The 17,758-nt window shown below is 71.4% G+C and carries 16 protein-coding genes; 14 read left to right on the top strand and 2 right to left on the bottom strand.

What is annotated here, in order from left to right; genetic code table 11:
- Nucleotides 1-46 precede the first annotated feature (46 nt).
- From ACIQZO_RS21805 to ACIQZO_RS21835, 7 genes are all read left to right on the top strand, one after another.
- On the top strand, nucleotides 47-1,825 hold the full coding sequence (locus tag ACIQZO_RS21805; protein ID WP_403628402.1) for an ABC transporter substrate-binding protein: 1,779 nt from the start codon (nucleotides 47-49) through the stop codon (nucleotides 1,823-1,825).
- Nucleotides 1,826-1,956: 131 nt separating this feature from the next.
- Entirely contained in the window at nucleotides 1,957-2,955 is a 999-nt protein-coding gene (locus ACIQZO_RS21810) for an ABC transporter permease (protein ID WP_403628404.1), read from the top strand.
- Nucleotides 2,952-4,070, top strand: coding sequence for an ABC transporter ATP-binding protein (locus ACIQZO_RS21815; protein WP_403628406.1), 1,119 nt, complete (start codon nucleotides 2,952-2,954; stop codon nucleotides 4,068-4,070). Before ACIQZO_RS21810 ends, ACIQZO_RS21815 begins: the two co-directional genes overlap by 4 nt.
- Entirely contained in the window at nucleotides 4,067-5,173 is a 1,107-nt protein-coding gene (locus tag ACIQZO_RS21820; protein ID WP_403628408.1) for an ABC transporter ATP-binding protein, read from the top strand. The genes ACIQZO_RS21815 and ACIQZO_RS21820 overlap by 4 nt, the downstream gene beginning before the upstream one ends.
- A gap of 280 nt (nucleotides 5,174-5,453) precedes the next feature.
- Nucleotides 5,454-6,110: a trimeric intracellular cation channel family protein gene (locus ACIQZO_RS21825; protein ID WP_403628410.1), complete on the top strand. Its 657-nt coding sequence runs from the start codon at nucleotides 5,454-5,456 to the stop codon at nucleotides 6,108-6,110.
- 47 nt (nucleotides 6,111-6,157) lie between these two features.
- Nucleotides 6,158-7,015, top strand: coding sequence for a thioesterase family protein (locus ACIQZO_RS21830; RefSeq protein WP_403628412.1), 858 nt, complete (start codon nucleotides 6,158-6,160; stop codon nucleotides 7,013-7,015).
- 101 nt (nucleotides 7,016-7,116) lie between these two features.
- Entirely contained in the window at nucleotides 7,117-8,280 is a 1,164-nt protein-coding gene (locus ACIQZO_RS21835) for a cysteine desulfurase family protein (RefSeq protein WP_403628414.1), read from the top strand.
- Here the strand turns inward: ACIQZO_RS21835 and ACIQZO_RS21840 are convergent.
- Nucleotides 8,273-8,941: an N-acetylmuramoyl-L-alanine amidase gene (locus ACIQZO_RS21840; protein ID WP_403628416.1), complete on the bottom strand. Its 669-nt coding sequence runs from the start codon at nucleotides 8,939-8,941 to the stop codon at nucleotides 8,273-8,275. The genes ACIQZO_RS21835 and ACIQZO_RS21840 overlap by 8 nt on opposite strands.
- Nucleotides 8,942-9,010: 69 nt before the next feature.
- Here ACIQZO_RS21840 and mnmA point away from each other — a divergent pair, with 69 nt between their 5' ends.
- On the top strand, nucleotides 9,011-10,144 hold the full coding sequence (mnmA, locus tag ACIQZO_RS21845; protein ID WP_403628418.1) for a tRNA 2-thiouridine(34) synthase MnmA: 1,134 nt from the start codon (nucleotides 9,011-9,013) through the stop codon (nucleotides 10,142-10,144).
- 25 nt (nucleotides 10,145-10,169) lie between these two features.
- Here mnmA and ACIQZO_RS21850 read toward each other — a convergent pair whose 3' ends face one another.
- Nucleotides 10,170-11,093 (bottom strand): NADP-dependent oxidoreductase, encoded by a 924-nt coding sequence (locus tag ACIQZO_RS21850; protein ID WP_403628420.1) that lies wholly within the window; start codon nucleotides 11,091-11,093, stop codon nucleotides 10,170-10,172.
- Nucleotides 11,094-11,228: 135 nt separating this feature from the next.
- Here ACIQZO_RS21850 and ACIQZO_RS21855 point away from each other — a divergent pair, with 135 nt between their 5' ends.
- From ACIQZO_RS21855 to ligA, 6 genes are all read left to right on the top strand, one after another.
- Entirely contained in the window at nucleotides 11,229-12,245 is a 1,017-nt protein-coding gene (locus ACIQZO_RS21855) for a GlxA family transcriptional regulator (protein ID WP_403628422.1), read from the top strand.
- An 89-nt stretch (nucleotides 12,246-12,334) separates the two neighbouring features.
- Nucleotides 12,335-12,679 carry a DUF1330 domain-containing protein gene (locus ACIQZO_RS21860; protein WP_403628424.1) on the top strand — a complete coding sequence of 115 codons (345 nt, stop codon included), beginning with the start codon at nucleotides 12,335-12,337 and terminating at the stop codon, nucleotides 12,677-12,679.
- 2 nt (nucleotides 12,680-12,681) lie between these two features.
- Complete coding sequence (locus ACIQZO_RS21865) at nucleotides 12,682-13,632, top strand: hypothetical protein (protein ID WP_403628426.1); 951 nt, start codon at nucleotides 12,682-12,684, stop codon at nucleotides 13,630-13,632.
- Between the two features lie 49 nt (nucleotides 13,633-13,681).
- Nucleotides 13,682-14,371, top strand: a complete 690-nt coding sequence (locus tag ACIQZO_RS21870; protein ID WP_403628428.1) for an SDR family oxidoreductase — start codon at nucleotides 13,682-13,684, stop codon at nucleotides 14,369-14,371.
- Nucleotides 14,368-15,351 carry a methionine synthase gene (locus tag ACIQZO_RS21875; protein ID WP_403628430.1) on the top strand — a complete coding sequence of 328 codons (984 nt, stop codon included), beginning with the start codon at nucleotides 14,368-14,370 and terminating at the stop codon, nucleotides 15,349-15,351. The genes ACIQZO_RS21870 and ACIQZO_RS21875 overlap by 4 nt, the downstream gene beginning before the upstream one ends.
- Before the next feature lie 30 nt (nucleotides 15,352-15,381).
- Nucleotides 15,382-17,583, top strand: a complete 2,202-nt coding sequence (gene ligA / locus ACIQZO_RS21880; RefSeq protein ID WP_403628432.1) for an NAD-dependent DNA ligase LigA — start codon at nucleotides 15,382-15,384, stop codon at nucleotides 17,581-17,583.
- Nucleotides 17,584-17,758: the final 175 nt, after the last annotated feature.

Below are 17,758 nucleotides of genomic sequence, written 5' to 3' on the forward strand. Positions count from 1 at the left end.
TCGTGCCGTACGTACACCGGAACTACAACGGAAGGTTGCGAGCATCGTGACTACCCATCGCACGTCGAAGCGCAGACTGGCCGCCGGCACCGCCGTCGTGCTCGCGGCCATGCTGACCGCGACCGCCTGTGGCGGAAACGGAAAGAACGACGAGAAGGCGGCCGCCGGCGGCAGTGCCTTCAACGCCGGCATCGACAAGGTCTCCAACGCGGCGGACAAGAAGGGCGGCGAACTCAAGTTCGTCGGTACCCAGGACGCCGACTCGTGGGACCCGCAGCGCGGCTACTACGGCTTCATGTGGGACTTCTCCCGCTACTACACGCGCCAGCTGGTCAGCTTCAAGCCCGCCCCCGGGCAGCAGAGCACCGAGCTCGTCCCCGACCTCGCCACCGCCAAGGCCGAGATCAGCGACGGCGGCAAGACCTACAAGTACACCCTCAAGGACAACGTCACCTGGGAGGACGGCTCGCCCGTCACCGCCCAGGAGATCAAGTACGGCATCGAGCGCACCTGGGCCCAGGACGTCATCTCCGGCGGCCCGGTCTACATCCAGCAGGTCCTGGACCCGAAGGCCGAGTACCCGGGCCCGTACAAGGACACCTCTGCGGACAAGCTCGGCCTGAAGGCGATCGAGACCCCGGACGCGAAGACCATCATCTTCAAGCTTCCGACGCCCAACGGCGACTTCGAGCAGATGCTGGCGATGCCGGCGGCGAGCCCGGTCAAGCAGGACAAGGACACGGCCGCCAAGTACGGCCTGAAGCCCTTCTCCAACGGCCCGTACAAGATCGACTCGTACGAGCCCAACAAGAGCATGAAGCTCTCGCGCAACGAGAAGTTCGTGGCCGAGTCGGACACCATCCGCAAGGCGCTCCCGGACAGCATCTCGGTCACGTTCATGGCGAACGCGGACGACATGGACAAGCGCCTGATGAACGGCGAGTTCGACGTCGACATCAACGCGACCGGCATCGGCCAGGCGGCCCGCTCCACCGCGCTGAAGGATCACAAGGGCAACCTCGACAACGGTCAGACGGGCTTCATCCGGTACGCGGTCATGCCGCAGACCGTCGCCCCGTTCGACAACATCGAGTGCCGCAAGGCCGTCATCTACGCGGCCGACAAGAAGTCCCTGCAGACCGCCCGCGGCGGCCCGCAGGCCGGTGGCGACATCGCCCCCAACATGCTCCCGCTGGGCATCAAGGGCTCCGACGCCAAGTACGACCCGTTCGAGGTCCTGCAGAACGACGGCAAGCCGAACCTGGAGAAGGCCAAGGCCGCGTTGAAGGCCTGCGGCAAGGAGACCGGCTTCAAGACCACCATCGCGGTCCGCAACAACAAGCCGGTCGAGGTCGCGACCGCCGTCTCCCTGCAGAACGCCCTCAAGCAGGTCGGCATCGAGGCCGACGTCGACCAGTTCGACGGCGCCCAGCACTCCGGGATCATCGGTTCGCCGAAGGTCGTCAAGGAGAAGAACTACGGCATCATCATCATGGGCTGGGGCGCCGACTTCCCGACCGGTCAGGGCTTCTCCCAGCCGCTGGTCGACGGTCGCTTCATCCTGCAGAGCGGCAACAACAACTATGCCGAGCTCAACGACCCGGCGATCAACAAGCTGTTCGACGACGCCATCGCGGAGACCGACCCGAACAAGGCCGGCGAGATCTACAAGGCCATGAACCAGAAGGTCTCCGAGGCCGCGGTCTACCTGCCCTTCGTCTTCGACAAGACGATCACCTGGCGCAGCACCCGGCTGACGAACGCCTACACCACCGACGCCTACAACGGCCGCTACGACTACGCCTCGCTCGGTGTCGTGAAGTAACCGTCCGTCCGTCCAGTTCAGTGTTCCAGTGCCACACCCGCTAGGCACGAAGGGCAGGTGATGGCCGCGGTTACGGCTTGGGGGCGCTCTCCGGAAGGGGGCGCCCCCGGGCCGCAGCCAGGCCGAGCGCAGTGCTTGCATATTTCATCCGACGGATCTTCTCCGTCATCGTCATGCTGCTGGTCATCTCGTTGGTGACCTTCGGAATCTTCTTCCTCTTCCCGAAGATGATCGGGACGGATCCGGCGCTGTACTTCGTCGGTAAGCAGTCCGACCCCATCGCCATCGAGGGCATCCGGCAGAAGATGGGTCTCGACGACCCGATCCTCGTCCAGTTCGGCAAGTTCATCGTCGGGCTGGTGGCGGGTCGCACGTACGCCAACGGCCCCGATGTCACGCAATGCGCCGCGCCCTGCTTCGGCTACTCGTTCAAGACCGAGCAGGAGGTCTGGCCGCTGCTGCTGGACTGGCTCCCGGTCACGCTCTCCCTCGCCCTCGGTGCCGTCGTCCTCTGGGTGATCGGCGGTGTCGCCACCGGCGTCATCTCCGCCCTCAAGCGCGGCACCGTGCTGGACCGCTCGGCCATGGGCATCGCCCTCGCCGGCGTCTCCCTCCCCATCTACTTCACGGGCATGCTCGTGATCGCTGTCTTCTCCGACCAGCTCGGCTGGTTCGGCCGGCCCGACGCGACCTTCGCGGACGACCCGGCCAGATGGTTCAACGGCATGATCCTGCCGTGGGTCTCACTCGCCTTCCTCTACGCGGCGATGTACGCGCGGCTCACCCGGGCCACCATGCTCGAAGTCCTCAACGAGGACTACATCCGCACCGCCCGCGCCAAGGGCCTGACGGAACCCGTCGTTATCGGCAAGCACGCCATGCGCTCGACGATGACGCCGATCCTGACCGTCCTGGGTCTGGACCTCGGAGCCCTGATGGGCGGCGCGGTCCTGACCGAGTACACGTTCTCGCTGCACGGCCTCGGCTACAGCGCCGTCCGCGCCATCAGCGAGCACGACCTGCCGGTCATCCTGGGCATCACCTTGATCTCCGCCTTCTTCGTCGTCGCGGCGAACCTCATCGTTGACCTCATGTACGCGGTGATCGACCCCCGAGTGAGGCTGTCATGACCGAATCGACCAAGACCGGAGCGCTCAACCAGCCCTTCACCGGCACCTCCTCCGCGCCCTCCACGGCCTTCCTCGAGGTCCGCGACCTCAAGGTGCACTTCCCGACCGAGGACGGTCTGGTCAAGTCGGTCGACGGACTCTCCTTCACGCTGGAGAAGGGCAAGACCCTCGGCATCGTGGGCGAGTCCGGATCCGGCAAGTCGGTCACCTCGCTCGGCATCATGGGCCTGCACCGGGTGGGCCAGTACGGCCGCCAGCGGGCCCGGCTCTCCGGCGAGATCTGGCTGGACGGCAAGGAGCTGCTCTCCGCGGACGAGGACGAGGTGCGCAGGCTGCGCGGCCGGGAGATCGCGATGATCTTCCAGGACCCGCTGTCCGCGATGCACCCGTACTTCACCATCGGCAAGCAGATCGCCGAGGCGTACCGGGTCCACAACAAGGTCGACAGGAAGACCGCCCGCAAGCGGGCCGTCGAACTCCTCGACCGCGTGGGGATCCCCGAGCCGCACAAGCGGGTCGACAGTTACCCGCACGAGTTCTCCGGCGGCATGCGCCAGCGCGCGATGATCGCGATGGCGCTGGTCAACAACCCCGAACTGCTCATCGCGGACGAGCCGACGACGGCCCTGGACGTCACCGTCCAGGCCCAGATCCTCGACCTCATCCGCGACCTGCAGAAGGAATTCGGCTCCGCGGTCATCATGATCACGCACGACCTCGGCGTGGTCGCCGAGATGGCCGACGAACTCCTCGTGATGTACGGCGGCCGGTGCGTGGAGCGGGGCACCGCGGAGAAGGTCTTCTACGAGCCCCGGCACCCGTACACCTGGGGCCTGCTGGGCTCGATGCCGCGCATCGACCGCGAGCAGACCGAGCGCCTGATCCCGGTCAAGGGCTCACCGCCCAGCCTCATCAACATCCCCAGCGGCTGTGCCTTCAACCCGCGCTGCCCGTACGCCGACATACCCAAGGGCAATGTGACCCGCACGGTACGGCCCGAGCTCACGGCGCCGGACGAGGCGGGGCAGGGCGGTGGCCGACATTGGTCCGCCTGCCACATGTCGTCGCAGGAGCGGACCCGGATCTGGACCGAAGAGATTGCGCCGAAGCTGTGACCGACACCCAGAAGACGGAAACGGCCGCCGGTATTCCGGCGCAGGCCACGGACTCTCCCGAGCCGCTGCTCAAGGTCACCGGCCTGACCAAGCACTTCCCCATCACCAAGGGGCTGCTGCGGCGCCAGGTCGGCGCGGTCAAGGCCGTGGACGGCATCGACTTCGACGTCCGGCGCGGTGAGACCCTCGGCATCGTCGGCGAGTCCGGCTGCGGGAAGTCGACCATGGGCCGGCTGATCACGCGGCTGCTGGAGCCGACCGCCGGCACCATCGAGTTCGAGGGCAAGGAGATCACGCACCTGGGGGTGGCGGGCATGCGGCCGCTGCGCCGCGATGTGCAGATGATCTTCCAGGACCCGTACGGATCGCTGAACCCCCGCCACACGGTGGGCACCATCGTCAGCGCGCCCTTCAAGCTCCAGAACGTCGCCCCGGAGGGCGGGCTCAAGGCGGAGGTCCAGCGGCTGCTGTCGCTCGTGGGCCTCAACCCCGAGCACTACAACCGCTACCCGCACGAGTTCTCGGGCGGCCAGCGCCAGCGCATCGGCATCGCGCGGGCCCTGGCGCTGAAGCCGAAGCTGGTGGTCGCGGACGAGCCCGTCTCGGCGCTGGACGTGTCGATCCAGGCCCAGGTGGTCAACCTGATGGACGACCTCCAGGAGGAGCTCGGCCTCACCTACGTGATCATCGCGCACGACCTGTCGGTCATCCGGCACGTCTCGGACCGCATCGCGGTGATGTACCTCGGCAAGATCGTCGAGCTGGCCGACAACAAGTCGCTGTACGGGGAGCCCATGCACCCGTACACGACGGCCCTGATGTCGGCCGTGCCGGTGCCCGACCCGAGGCGGCGCGGCGCCAAGAGCGGCCGCATCCTGCTCAAGGGCGATGTGCCGTCGCCGATCTCGCCGCCGAGCGGCTGCCGCTTCCACACCCGGTGCTGGAAGGCCACGCAGATCTGCGCGACGCAGGAACCGCCGCTGCTGGCCCTCAAGCCGGGCCACCAGGTGGCCTGCCACCACCCGGAGAACGCCCCCGACCAGGCCCCGGGCGACAAGCCCCTGCCAAGCGCGGCGGACGCGGTGATCACGGTCACGGACTAGCCGACCCGCCGGCGGGGCCCGCCCACCCCGCCGGCGCGGCCGCTCCGGCCCACCCCCCCAGCCCTGCTGGCGCGCACTCCCCAGCCCCTGCGGGCACACTCCCCAGCCCCGCCGGCGTTTGAGGCGATCATTCAGCCCCGCCGGTGTTCGAGGCGCACCCACCCAGCCGCGCCGGCGTTTGAGGCGCGGGGGTCCGGGGCAGCGCCCCGGGAAACGCCGGAGCCCGGCCGAGGTGGCAGCACCCCGCACCCTCACTCCGCCGAGGGGCGACAATGGCCCGGTGCTCCACGATCTCTTCCCGCCCGGGATCCAGCATGCCCTGGACCTCGCCGGCATCTTCGTCTTCGCCACCGCAGGCGCCCTGCTCGCCGTCCGCAAGAACTTCGATGTCTTCGGCATCGTCGTCCTCGCCCTGGTCACGGCCCTGGGCGGCGGTCTCTTCCGCGACCTCGTCATCGGCGCCGTGCCACCCGCGGCCTTCGGCGAGCTCAGCTTCTTCGTCACCCCGCTGATCGCCGCCGCGATCGTCTACTTCCTGCACCCCGAGGTCCAGCGGATCAACCGCGCCATCAACGTCTTCGACGCGGCCGGCCTCGGCCTGTTCTGCGTGACGGGCACGACCAAGGCCTACGAGTTCGGCCTCGGCCTCACCGCCTCCGCGGCGCTCGGTGTCACCACGGCCGTCGGCGGCGGCGTCCTGCGCGACGTGCTCGTGAACGAGGTGCCCTCGCTGCTGCGCGACCGCGAGATGTACGCGGTCCCCGCCCTGGTCGGCGCCACGATGGTGGCCGTCTTCATCAGCGTGGACTCCCTCAACGCCGTCACCACCGGCCTCGCGATCGTCACCACCTTCGTTCTGCGCCTCCTCGCCATGCGCTACCACTGGCGGGCGCCGCTGGCCTGGAACCGGCGCTCCTCGGTGGCCGAAGAGCCGTAACAAAAGAAAGCTACCGCTTAGTAGTAAGCCGGTGTACCGTCGTTTGCATGTCACACACAGCTGCCAAGGCCTCCATCGGCGACAGTGAGTTCGACCGCGACACCGCCATCACCGCACGCGCGGGCGAGCCCGGGGTGTACGACGCGGAACTCTCCGCCGGCTGGACGATCATCGCCGCCGTGAACGGCGGCTACCTGCTGGCCCTGGTCGGCCGGGCCCTGTCGGCGGCCCTGCCGCACCCGGACCCGTTCACGGTCTCCGCGCACTACCTGACCTCCTCCGTGCCCGGCCCCGCCGTGATCCGCACCCAGGTCGTCCGCGTCGGCCGCACCCTGTCCACCGGCCAGGCCTCGCTGTTCCAGTACGACGAGAGCGGCGCCGAGATCGAGCGCATCCGCGTCCTGGCCTCCTACGGCGACCTCGCGGCCCTGCCCGACGACGTGCGCACCGTCGCCGTGCCGCCCGCCATCCCCGCCTACGAGGACTGCATCGGCCCCGAGGCCGGCCCGGCCCCGATCCCCGGAAGCTCCGCCATCGTGGACCGGCTCCGGCTCCGGCTGGACCCGGCGACCGCCGGCTGGGCCGTCGGCGCGCCCTCCGGCAAGGGCGAGATGCGGGCCTGGTTCGAGCTGGCCGACGGCCGCGACGCCGACCCGCTCTCGATGCTGCTGGCCGTGGACGCGCTGCCGCCGACCGCCTTCGACCTCGGCCTGGTGGCCTGGACCCCGACGGTGGAACTCACCACTCACGTCCGCCGCCGCCCGGCCCCCGGCCCGCTCCGGGTCTCCATCACCACCCGCAACCTGGCCGGCGGCTTCCTGGAGGAGGACGCCGAGGTCTGGGACTCCTCGGACCACCTCGTCGCCCAGTCCCGCCAACTGGCCCGCGCGCTGCGCCCGTCCTGACGCCTTCGGCGGCGCCCGGGGGCACCCCGCGGGCCGTCGCGGGCCGTCGCGGGGTCCCGCGGCGCAAGCAGCCATCGGTGGACTCGTAGAATCGGGGGATCATGGCCTACCTCGACCACGCCGCCACCACCCCGATGCTGCCGGAGGCCGCCGCGGCGATGACCGCGCAGTTCGCCGCCACGGGGAACGCCTCCTCCCTGCACGCCGCCGGCCGCCGGGCCCGCCGTACCGTGGAGGAGGCCCGCGAGGCCTTCGCCGAGGCGGCCGGCGCTCGCCCCAGCGAGGTGGTCTTCACCGCCGGCGGCACCGAGGCCGACAACCTCGCCGTCAAGGGCCTCTACTGGGCCCGGCGCGACGCCGACCCGGCCCGGACCCGGGTCATCGCCAGCCCCGTGGAGCACCACGCCGTCCTCGACGCCGTCCACTGGCTGGCCGAGCACGAGGGCGCACAGGTCGAGTACCTGCCCGTGGACCGCTACGGGCGGGTGCACGCCGAGGCCTTCCGCGAGGCCGTCGAGCGCGACCCCGACGACGTGGCCCTCGCCACCGTGATGTGGGCCAACAACGAGATCGGGACCGTCATGCCGGTCCGCGAACTGGCCGCCATCGCCCGCGAACACGGCATCCCGCTGCACTCCGACGCCGTCCAGGCCTTCGGACAGCTCGACGTCCACTTCGGTGACAGCGGCCTCGCCGCCATGACCGTCAGCGGCCACAAGGTCGGCGGCCCCTACGGCATCGGAGCCCTGCTGCTCGGCCGCGACCAGAGCCCCGTACCCGTCCTGCACGGCGGCGGCCAGGAGCGGCACGTCCGCTCCGGCACCCTCGACGTGCCGGCCGTCGCCGCCTTCGCCGTGGCCGCCGTCCTCGCCGCGCAGCGGCGCGAGCGGTTCGCCACCGAGATCGGCGCCCTGCGCGACGAACTGATCACCGCGGTTCGCGCGACCGTGCCCGACGCCGTCCTCGGGGGAGACCCCGAGGAGCGGCTCCCGGCCAATGCCCACTTCAGCTTCCCCGGCTGCGAGGGCGACTCCCTGCTGCTCCTGCTCGACGCCCAGGGCATCGAATGCTCCACCGGCTCCGCCTGCACCGCGGGCGTGGCCCAGCCCAGCCACGTCCTGCTCGCCACCGGCACCGACCCGCAGCTGGCCCGCGGCACCCTGCGCTTCTCCCTCGGCCACACCTCCACCAAGGAGGACGTCGCGGCGCTCGCCGCGGCCATCGGCCCGGCGGTGGAGCGCGCCCGGACGGCGGGCCTCAGCTAGGGACGGCCGCCCGGGCCTCCCGGACCAGCCGTATGTAGCGGTCCCAGTCCCAGTGGGGGCCCGGATCCGTGTGGTCGGCGCCGGGGACCTCGGAGTGCCCGACGAGGTGGGCGCGGTCCACCGGTATCTCATACCGGTGGCAGACGTCGGCCGCCAGCCGGGCCGAGGCCGCGTACATCGCGTCCGTGAAATCCTGCGGGCGGTCCACGAACCCGACGTGCTCGATGCCGATGCTGCGCTCGTTCATCGAGCGGTTCGCCGCGTGGAAGGCCACGTCCATCTCGCGCACCAGCTGCTCCACATGGCCGTCGCCGCGCACCATGTAGTGCGCCGACGCCCGGTGGAAGGGGTTCTTGAAGGCCTTCACCGAGCCCTCGAAGCTGCCCTGTGTGACATGCACGACGATCCGGTCCACCGGGTAGTCGTCGGGCCGGTCCGCCATCCGCCAGTTCGCCGGCGAGGCCGAGGTCCAGCTCGCGCCCACGTGGTCGAGCTCGCCCTCCTTGCGCGGCTTGGCCACTCCCGGCAGCAGCCACCAGGCGCGGCCCATCTCGTCCCGGCCGACGACCGCCGCCGCCGCGGCGACCCCGAGACCGCCGAACAGCACCGCCCTGCGGGTCCGGTTCCGCGGTTTCGATCTTTTGTTCCCGAGCTCGGTCATGTGATCCACCCCCCGTACTCGATAACGCGCTGTGACCCCGCTCGGTTCCCCCGTACTCTGGACGGTGCTATGACTGAGAACCTGCCGCGCACCGCCCGCCCCCTTCGCGTCCTGGCCGCCATGTCCGGCGGCGTGGACTCCGCCGTCGCCGCCGCCCGCGCGGTCGAAGCCGGGCACGACGTGACCGGCGTCCACCTGGCGCTCTCCGCGAACCCGCAGTCCTTCCGGACCGGCGCCCGCGGCTGCTGCACCATCGAGGACTCCCGCGACGCACGGCGTGCCGCCGATGTCATCGGCATCCCGTTCTACGTCTGGGACCTGGCCGAGCGCTTCCGCGAGGACGTGGTCGAGGACTTCATCTCCGAGTACGAGGCCGGGCGCACCCCGAACCCCTGCCTGCGCTGCAACGAGAAGATCAAGTTCGCGGCGCTGCTCGACAAGGCCATCGCGCTCGGCTTCGACGCCGTCTGCACCGGCCACTACGCGACCGTCGTGCCGAAGGACGACGGCTCCCGCGAACTGCACCGCGCCTCCGACATGGCCAAGGACCAGTCCTACGTCCTCGGGGTCCTCGACGAGAAGCAGCTCGCCCACGCCCTCTTCCCGCTCGGCGACACCCTCACCACCAAGGAAGAGATCCGAGCCGAGGCCGAGGAGCGGGGACTGGCCGTCGCGAAGAAGCCCGACAGCCACGACATCTGCTTCATCGCCGACGGCGACACCCAGGGCTTCCTCGCGCAGCGCCTCGGCAAGGCCGAGGGGGACATCGTCGACGAGGCGACGGGCGAGAAGGTCGGCACCCACGAGGGTGCCTTCGGCTTCACCATCGGCCAGCGCAAGGGCCTGCGCATCGGGCACCCCGCCCCCGACGGCAAGCCGCGCTACGTCCTGGACATCTCGCCGGTGAACAACACCGTCACCGTCGGCCCCGTCGAGGCCCTGGACGTCACCGCCCTCACCGCGATCCGCCCCCGCTGGTGCGGAGCGGTGGCCGCCGCCCCGGGCACCTACACCGCCCAGCTGCGCGCCCACGGTGGCGAGACCGAGGTCTTCGCCGAGGTCGTCGACGGCGAGCTGAGGGTCTCCTTCACCGAGCCGGTCCGCGGCGTCGCCCCCGGCCAGGCGATCGTGCTCTACGACGGCACCCGCGTGGTCGGTTCGGCCACCATCGCGACCACGACGCGGGCCGCCGCCGCCGTCTGACCGGCGTCCTGCCGTCAGATGACGGTCAGGCGACGGTCAGGACGATCTTGCCGGTGGTGCGGCCCTGCTCGCCGATCTCGTGGGCCTTCGCGGCCTGCTCCAGCGGCAGCACCGTGTCGACCAGCGGCTTCAGCAGGCCCTGCTCGACGAGGGCCGCGATCTCCCGCAGGCCGCTCAGGTCCGGCTCCACCAGGACCCAGGACGCGTGCACGCCCTGCGGGTCGGCCGGCAGGGAGTCGGGGCCGGGCAGGGTCACCAGGTGGCCGCCGGCCTTGAGGACCTTCAGCGAGCGCTGCGTGTACTCCCCACCGACGGCGTCGATCACGACGTCCACGTCGGCGACGGCATCCTCGAAGTCCGTGGTGCGGTAGTCGATCACCTCGTCGACGCCGAGCTCGCGCAGCAGCGCGTGCTTGCCGGCGCTCGCGGTGCCGATCACGTACGCGCCGCGGGCCTTGGCGATCTGCACCGCCAAGTGGCCCACCCCGCCGGCCGCCGCGTGCACCAGCACCCGCTGTCCGGCGCTCACCCCGGCCGTGTCCACCAGGGCCTGCCAGGCGGTCAGCGCGGCCAGCGGCAGAGCCGCCGCCTGCACGTGGTCCAGCGTGGCCGGCTTGCGGGCGAAGTGCCGGGCCGGGGCGGTCACGTACTCGGCGTAGCCGCCCGCCTGCCGCGGGAAGTGCGGCATGCCGTACACCTCGTCACCGGGGGCGTGGACGGTCACGCCGGGGCCGACCGCCTCGACGGTGCCGGAGACGTCCCAGCCCACGATCGGGTGCTCGCCCCAGGCGATGAGCGCCCCGCTGTCCCGGGTCTTCCAGTCGACGGGGTTGACGCCGGCCGCGTGGACCCGGACCAGGACCTCGCCCAGGCCGGGCTCGGGCCGGTCGATCTCCCGCTCGACCAGATTCTCCGGGCCGCCCCACTCGTTCACGACGATCGCGCGCATGTCTGTCCGCCTCTTTCCATCCGTGTGCGTCGGTTCCGGGTCTTTTCCCGGCGACGTGTCTCAGATTCGGGCACGGCGCCCCCTGACGGTGTTGGCCGTTTGGCCACTATGTGACAGGATCTGGCCATAAGCGAGATGCGGGAGCACACCGAGCACACCGCCCGCCCCGGGAGCGGCACGGACGGGCGGCACCTGGTCGCCGTGCTCGCCCTGCCGGGCTTCCCCCCGTTCGAGCTGGGCATTCCCTCGCGGGTCTTCGGCAGCGCCGTGGGCGAGGACGGCGAAGCCCTCTACGAGGTCGTCGTCTGCACCGCCGACGGTGCCCCCGTGCTCAGCGACTCCGGCTTCACCCTCCAGCCCGCCGCCGGACCCGAAGCCCTCGCCGCCGCCGACACCGTGATCGTCCCGCCCACCCACGCCATGCCGGAGCTGGCCCTCGGCGGGCCGCTGCCGCCCGAGGTCGCCGCAGCCATCGCCCGCATCCGCCCCGGCACCCGCCTCGTGTCGATCTGCACCGGCTCCTACGTGCTCGCCGCCGCCGGCCTGCTCGACGGCCGGCCCGCGACCACCCACTGGAACCTCGCCCGGGAGTTCCGCCGCGCCTACCCGAGGGTGCGCATCGACGAGGACGTCCTCTTCGTCGACGACGGCGACGTGCTGACCTCGGCCGGCGTCTCCGCCGGGGTCGACCTGTGCCTGCACATGATCCGCCGCGACCACGGCGTCGCCGTCACCAACCGCGCCGCGCGCATGTGCGTCGTCCCGCCGTGGCGCGACGGCGGGCAGGCCCAGTTCATCGACCGCCCCGTCCCCGAGCCCTCGGTGGCCAGCACCACCGCCACCCGTGCCTGGGCCCTGGAACGCCTCGCCGAACCGGTCGCCCTCGCCGAACTGGCCGCGCACGCCCGGATGAGCCTGCGCACCTTCACCCGCCGGTTCCGCGACGAGGTCGGCATGACCCCGGTGCAGTGGCTCACCGCCCAGCGGCTCGAACTGGCCCGCCACCTGCTGGAGTCCAGCGATCTGCCGGTCGACCTGGTCGCCCACCGGGCCGGCTTCGGCTCGGCCAACTCGCTGCGCCAGCACATGCGTTCCACGCTGGGCGTCTCCCCGATCGCCTACCGGCGCACCTTCCAGCCCGCCTCGGCATGACCTGCGGGGTAATCGCCGCCGGGGCCGCGCCCTGACAGGATCGGATCAACGGCCCGAACCGACGGGCCGATCCGCAGGAGGGGACCGCCATGACCGCGTACGCCATCGCCCACATACGCCCCGAGACCATGAACGAGGGCATCCTCCGGTACATCGAGACGATACAGTCGACCATGGACCCCTTCGGCGGACGCTTCCTCGTCCACGGCAAGGAGGTCGAGGTCCTGGAGGGTCCCTTCCCCGGCACTGTCGTCGTGATCGGATTCCCGGACATCGAGAGCGCCCGCGCCTGGTACGCCTCCGACGCCTACCAGGCCATCCTCCCGCTGCGCACCGACCACATGGCGGGCGAGGTCATCCTGGTCGAGGGCGTCCCGGCCGACTACGACGCCACGAAGACGGCCGCCGCCCTGCGCGAGGCCGCGGGGCTCTGAGGATGGGCAACCGGGCCGTCCTCGTGCTCTCGGGCCCCCGGGGCAGCACCCGACACCGCTCCTCCTACGGCGCCGTGGGGCTGGACCTCGACCTGCTGGCCGGGCCGGAGGCGGCGATCCCGTTCCTGCGCGGCCACGTACAGGAAGACGGCTGGTACCCCGACGACATGGTCGAGGCGGGCGTCCTCGCCGACGAGGCCCGCCGGCTCCTGCTGCTCTTCGCAGGGGAGGGGCCCATCGCCTCCCTGCGCACCCGGGCCGCCGCCCTGGAGCTGCTGAGGTGCGCCTGGCCGGGCTGGGAGGTGCGCTGGCTCTACGACGGCCAGAGCGGGCTGCGGACCCACCTCGGGCTCGCCCCGGAGGAGGCGGACGCCGCCGTGCACCCCGGGCCGGCGCTGGAGCCGGACGACGAGGAGCTGGACGACCCCGATCCGCTGGTCGCGGTGGTCACCATCGGTGCGGAGCGCTGCCACGTGCTGGCCGACATCGCCGACCACCCCGTCGAGGAGGGGCCCGCCCTGCTGGAGCGGCTGCGGGACGCTCCCGACCACGGGAGCCACCGGCTCCGGGCGGACGCCGGGATCCACGTGGATCCCGGGCGGCGCCGGGTCGGCTGGTGGCTGAACACGGCCCGCGCCCGCGGACGTACCCTCGCCGCCCGCTGGCCCGGCTGGACCGTGGAGTTCTGGGAGGACCGCTGGGCCGAGCACGAGCGGGCCTGCGGCGGCCGCTTCGCCCCGCCAGCGCCGGACCGCGCAGCCGCGCTGGCGGAGGTACGCGACGAGGCCCTGGAGCGGTGGGCCGGGCCGCGGGGCGACGTGCGGGCCCGGCTCGTGGAGGCGCTCCCGCACGCGACGATCGGCCAGGGCTTCGGCCCCGCCGTCACGGCGGAGCGGGCGGCCGCCGCCCGGGCCGCCGTCGAGCGGGCGTACGCGGCGGCCGTCGGCACCTGACCTCGGCCTTCGGGCCCCGGGCACGCGCGGGGGTGCGAGCATGGGCGGTATGGCTACTCACTTGATCACCGGTGCCGGCTCCGGCATCGGCGCCGCCGTCGCGGCCCGGCTGCACGCCCGCGGCGACGACCTCGTCCTCCTCGCCCGGGACGCCGGCCGCGCCCGCGAGCTCGTCGGCCGCTACCCCGGCGCCACGTCCCTCGTCGGCGACCTCGCCGACCCCGACCGGCTGTCGTGGGCGTTCTCCAAGCAAGCCGTCCCGGAGCGGATCGACTCCCTGCTGCACATCGCCGGGATCGTCGACCTCGGGCCGGTCGGCGAGCTCCGGCCCAAGACCTGGCACCAGCAGCTGAACGTGAACCTGATCGCCCCCGCCGAGGTCACCCGGCTGCTGCTGCCCACCCTGCGGGCCTCGCACGCCGACATCGTCTTCGTGAACTCCGGCGCCGGACTGCGCGCCCACGCCGACTGGAGCGCCTACGCCGCCTCCAAGCACGGCCTCAAGGCCCTCGCCGACTCGCTGCGCGACGAGGAGAAGCCCCACGGCATCCGCGTCACCTCCGTCTATCCGGGCCGCACCGCCAGCCCCATGCAGGCCAAGGTCCACTCTCAGGAGGGCAAGGAATACGACCCGGCCGCCTGGATCGACCCCGAGTCCGTGGCGACCACCATCGTCATGGCCATCGACCTGCCCCGTGACGCCGAGGTCAACGACCTGAGCGTCCGGCCGGGCCGATGAGCGCGGGTGCCACCGGCGTCGGATCGCTGCCCGGCGGCGACGCCCGCGAGGCCGCGAAGACCGTCACCGGGTCCTTCGAGGACTTTCCCTACCTCGCCGAGCTGCCCGCCCGGGGGCCCGGCGCCGACATGATCGGCCGGTCCCTCGGCCTGCTCGTCGACATGTACGCCCACGTCGAGCCCAGCGGCTGGCGGATCAGCGACCGCCCGGGACGGGACTCGAAGCGGGCCCGGTCCTGGCTGGGCGAGGACCTCGACGCGCTGGAGGAGTTCACCCAGGGGTACACGGGCAGGCTCAAGGTCCAGGCCGTCGGCCCCTGGACGCTGGCGGCCGCCCTGGAACTGCACGGCGGTGAGGCCCTGCTCCAGGACGCGGGAGCCTGCCGGGACCTGGCCGGCTCGCTGGCCGAGGGCCTGCGCGAGCACCTGGCCGACGTACGCAAGCGCATCCCCGGCGCCGAGGTCGTGCTGCAGCTCGACGAGCCGTCCCTGACGGCCGTGCTGCTCGGCCGGGTCCGCTCGGCGAGCGGCTACCGCACCTACCGCGCCGTCGACCGGCAGGTGGTCGAGGGCACGCTGCGCGATGTGTTCGCGGTCCACGACGGGGAGGTCGTCGTGCACTCCTGCGCGCCCGAGGTCCCCTTCGGCCTGCTGCGCAGGGCCGGCGCCACGGGCATCTCGTTCGATTTCTCCCTGCTCACCGAGCGCGAGGACGACACCATCGGGGAAGCGGTCGAGGGAGGCACCAAACTCTTCGCCGGAGTGGTGCCCGGTACCGACGCCCCGTTGTCGGACCCGGGCGGTAGCGTCATGGGTGTCAGGAAGCTTTGGCGCAGGCTGGGGCTGGCCCCGGGGACTCTGGCGGAGTCCGTCGTGGTCACCCCGTCGTGCGGTCTGGCGGGCGCTTCACCCGCCTACGCCCGCGCGGTGCAGGCGCATTGCGTCAGGGCGGCGAGGTCGCTCGCCGACAACCCTGAGTGACGGTCGAGACGGGCCACAGGAGGACACGGCATGGCAGCCGAACAGCAGGACACGGCAGTACCGGCGGCGGTGCGTGATCAGCACGCGCTGCTGGCCGAGCAGATCGAGGAGCACCGCTTCCGGTACTACGTGAGCGACCAGCCGGTCGTCAGCGACGCCGAGTTCGACCAACTGCTGCGCTCCCTGGAGGCGCTGGAGGAGCAGTACCCGCAGCTCCGTACCCCCGACTCGCCCACCCAGAAGGTGGCCGGGGCGTACGAGACGGACTTCGCCTCCGTCGAGCACCGCGAGCGCATGCTCTCCCTCGACAACGCCTTCGACGACGAGGAACTGGCCGCCTGGGCCGAGCGGGTGGCCCGGGACGTGAACACCTCGGACTGCCACTACCTGTGCGAGCTCAAGGTGGACGGCCTCGCCGTCAACCTCACCTACGAGAACGGCCGTCTGACCCGGGCGGCCACCCGCGGCGACGGCCGCACCGGTGAGGACATCACGCCCAACGTCCGCACCATCGCCGAGATCCCGGACCGGCTGAAGGGCGATCGGATCCCGGCCCTGGTCGAGATCCGCGGCGAGGTCTACTTCCCGATGGAGAAGTTCCAGGAGCTCAACGCGCGTCTGGTGGAGGCGCAGGGCAAGCCCTTCGCCAACCCGCGCAACGCCGCCGCCGGTTCGCTGAGGCAGAAGGACCCCAAGGTCACCGCGAGCCGCCCGCTGCATATGGTCGTGCACGGCATCGGTGCCCGCGAGGGCTTCGAGATCGAGCGCCAGTCGCAGGCGTACGAGCTGCTCCACGAGTGGGGCCTGCCGACCGCCCGGCACAACAAGGTGGTCGCCACGCTCGCCGGGGTACGGGAGTTCATCGCGGACTTCGGCGTGAACCGCCACTCGGTGGAGCACGAGATCGACGGCGTGGTCGTCAAGCTCGACGAGATCTCCCTCCAGGGCCGGCTCGGCTCCACCGCGCGCGCCCCGCGCTGGGCGATCGCCTGGAAGTACGCGCCCGAAGAGGTCAACACCAAGCTGATCGACATCAAGGTCGGTGTCGGCCGCACCGGCCGCGTGACCCCGTACGCACAGGTGGAACCGGTGACGGTGGCGGGCTCCGAGGTGGAGTTCGCGACCCTGCACAACCAGGAGGTAGTCAAGGCCAAGGGCGTCCTCATCGGGGACACCGTGGTCCTGCGCAAGGCGGGCGACGTCATCCCCGAGATCCTCGGCCCGGTGGTGGACCTGCGCGACGGCAGCGAGCGGGAGTTCGTGATGCCGGCCGTCTGCCCCGCGTGCGGGACGGAGCTGCGGCCGATGAAGGAGGGGGACATCGACGTCAGATGCCCCAACGCGCAGACCTGCCCCGCCCAGTTGCGCGAACGCCTCTTCTACCTGGGCGGCCGGCAGTCCCTGGACATCGAGAACTTCGGCATGGTGGCGGCGGCCGCGCTGACCGGCCCGCTGGAGCCGGCGACGCCGCCGCTGCTGGACGAGGGCGACCTCTTCGGTCTGACCATCGAGCAGCTGCTGCCCATCAAGGCGTACGTCCTGGACCCGGACAGCGGGCTGCCCAAGCGGGACCCGAAGACGGGCGAGGAGAAGATCGTCACGGTCTTCGCGAACCAGAAGGGCGAGCCGAAGAAGAACGCGCTGGCCATGCTGGAGCACATCGCCGCCGCCAAGGAGCGCCCGCTCGCCCGCATCATCAACGGCCTGTCGATCCGTCATGTGGGCCCGGTCGCGGCCGAGGCCCTCGCCCGCGAGTTCCGGTCGATCGAGCGCATCGAGCGGGCCACCGAGGAGGAGCTGACCGCCACCGAGGGGGTCGGCGCGATCATCGCCGCCTCCCTCAAGGAGTGGTTCGCCGTCGAATGGCACCAGGAGATCCTGCGCAAGTGGCGGGAGGCCGGTGTCCGGATGGAGGAGGAAGGTTCCGCCGAGGAGGAGGGGCCGCGGCCGCTGGAGGGGCTGACCGTGGTCGTCACCGGCACCTTGCAGAGCCACACGCGGGACGGTGCGAAGGACGCCCTGCAGAGCCGCGGCGCCAAGGTCACCGGTTCCGTGTCGAAGAAGACCTCCTTCGTCGTGGTCGGCGACAACCCGGGCTCGAAGTACGACAAGGCCGTCCAGTTGAAGCTCGCCATCCTCGACGACGCCGGGTTCGCCGTCCTGCTGGAGCACGGACCGGACGCGGCGCGGGAGGCCGCGCTCCCGGTGGACGGCGCGGGCGAAGGGGAGTAGTACCTGAGACAGGGAATCGCCGAGGGGGAGCAGCGAAGGCGAACTGATGCGTGGCGTGCGGCCGTACGGGCGGGCGCACGCCAGGCGTGACCGGCGGTGGTAAACGGCCGGTACAGGGCTGGTCGCAGGGCGGTGAGCTGTCGGATCATCGGATGGGTGACAAGGGGGGCCCAGT

The sequence above is a fragment of the Streptomyces sp. NPDC097617 genome, from assembly GCF_044761485.1.
Taxonomy (GTDB): domain Bacteria; phylum Actinomycetota; class Actinomycetes; order Streptomycetales; family Streptomycetaceae; genus Streptomyces.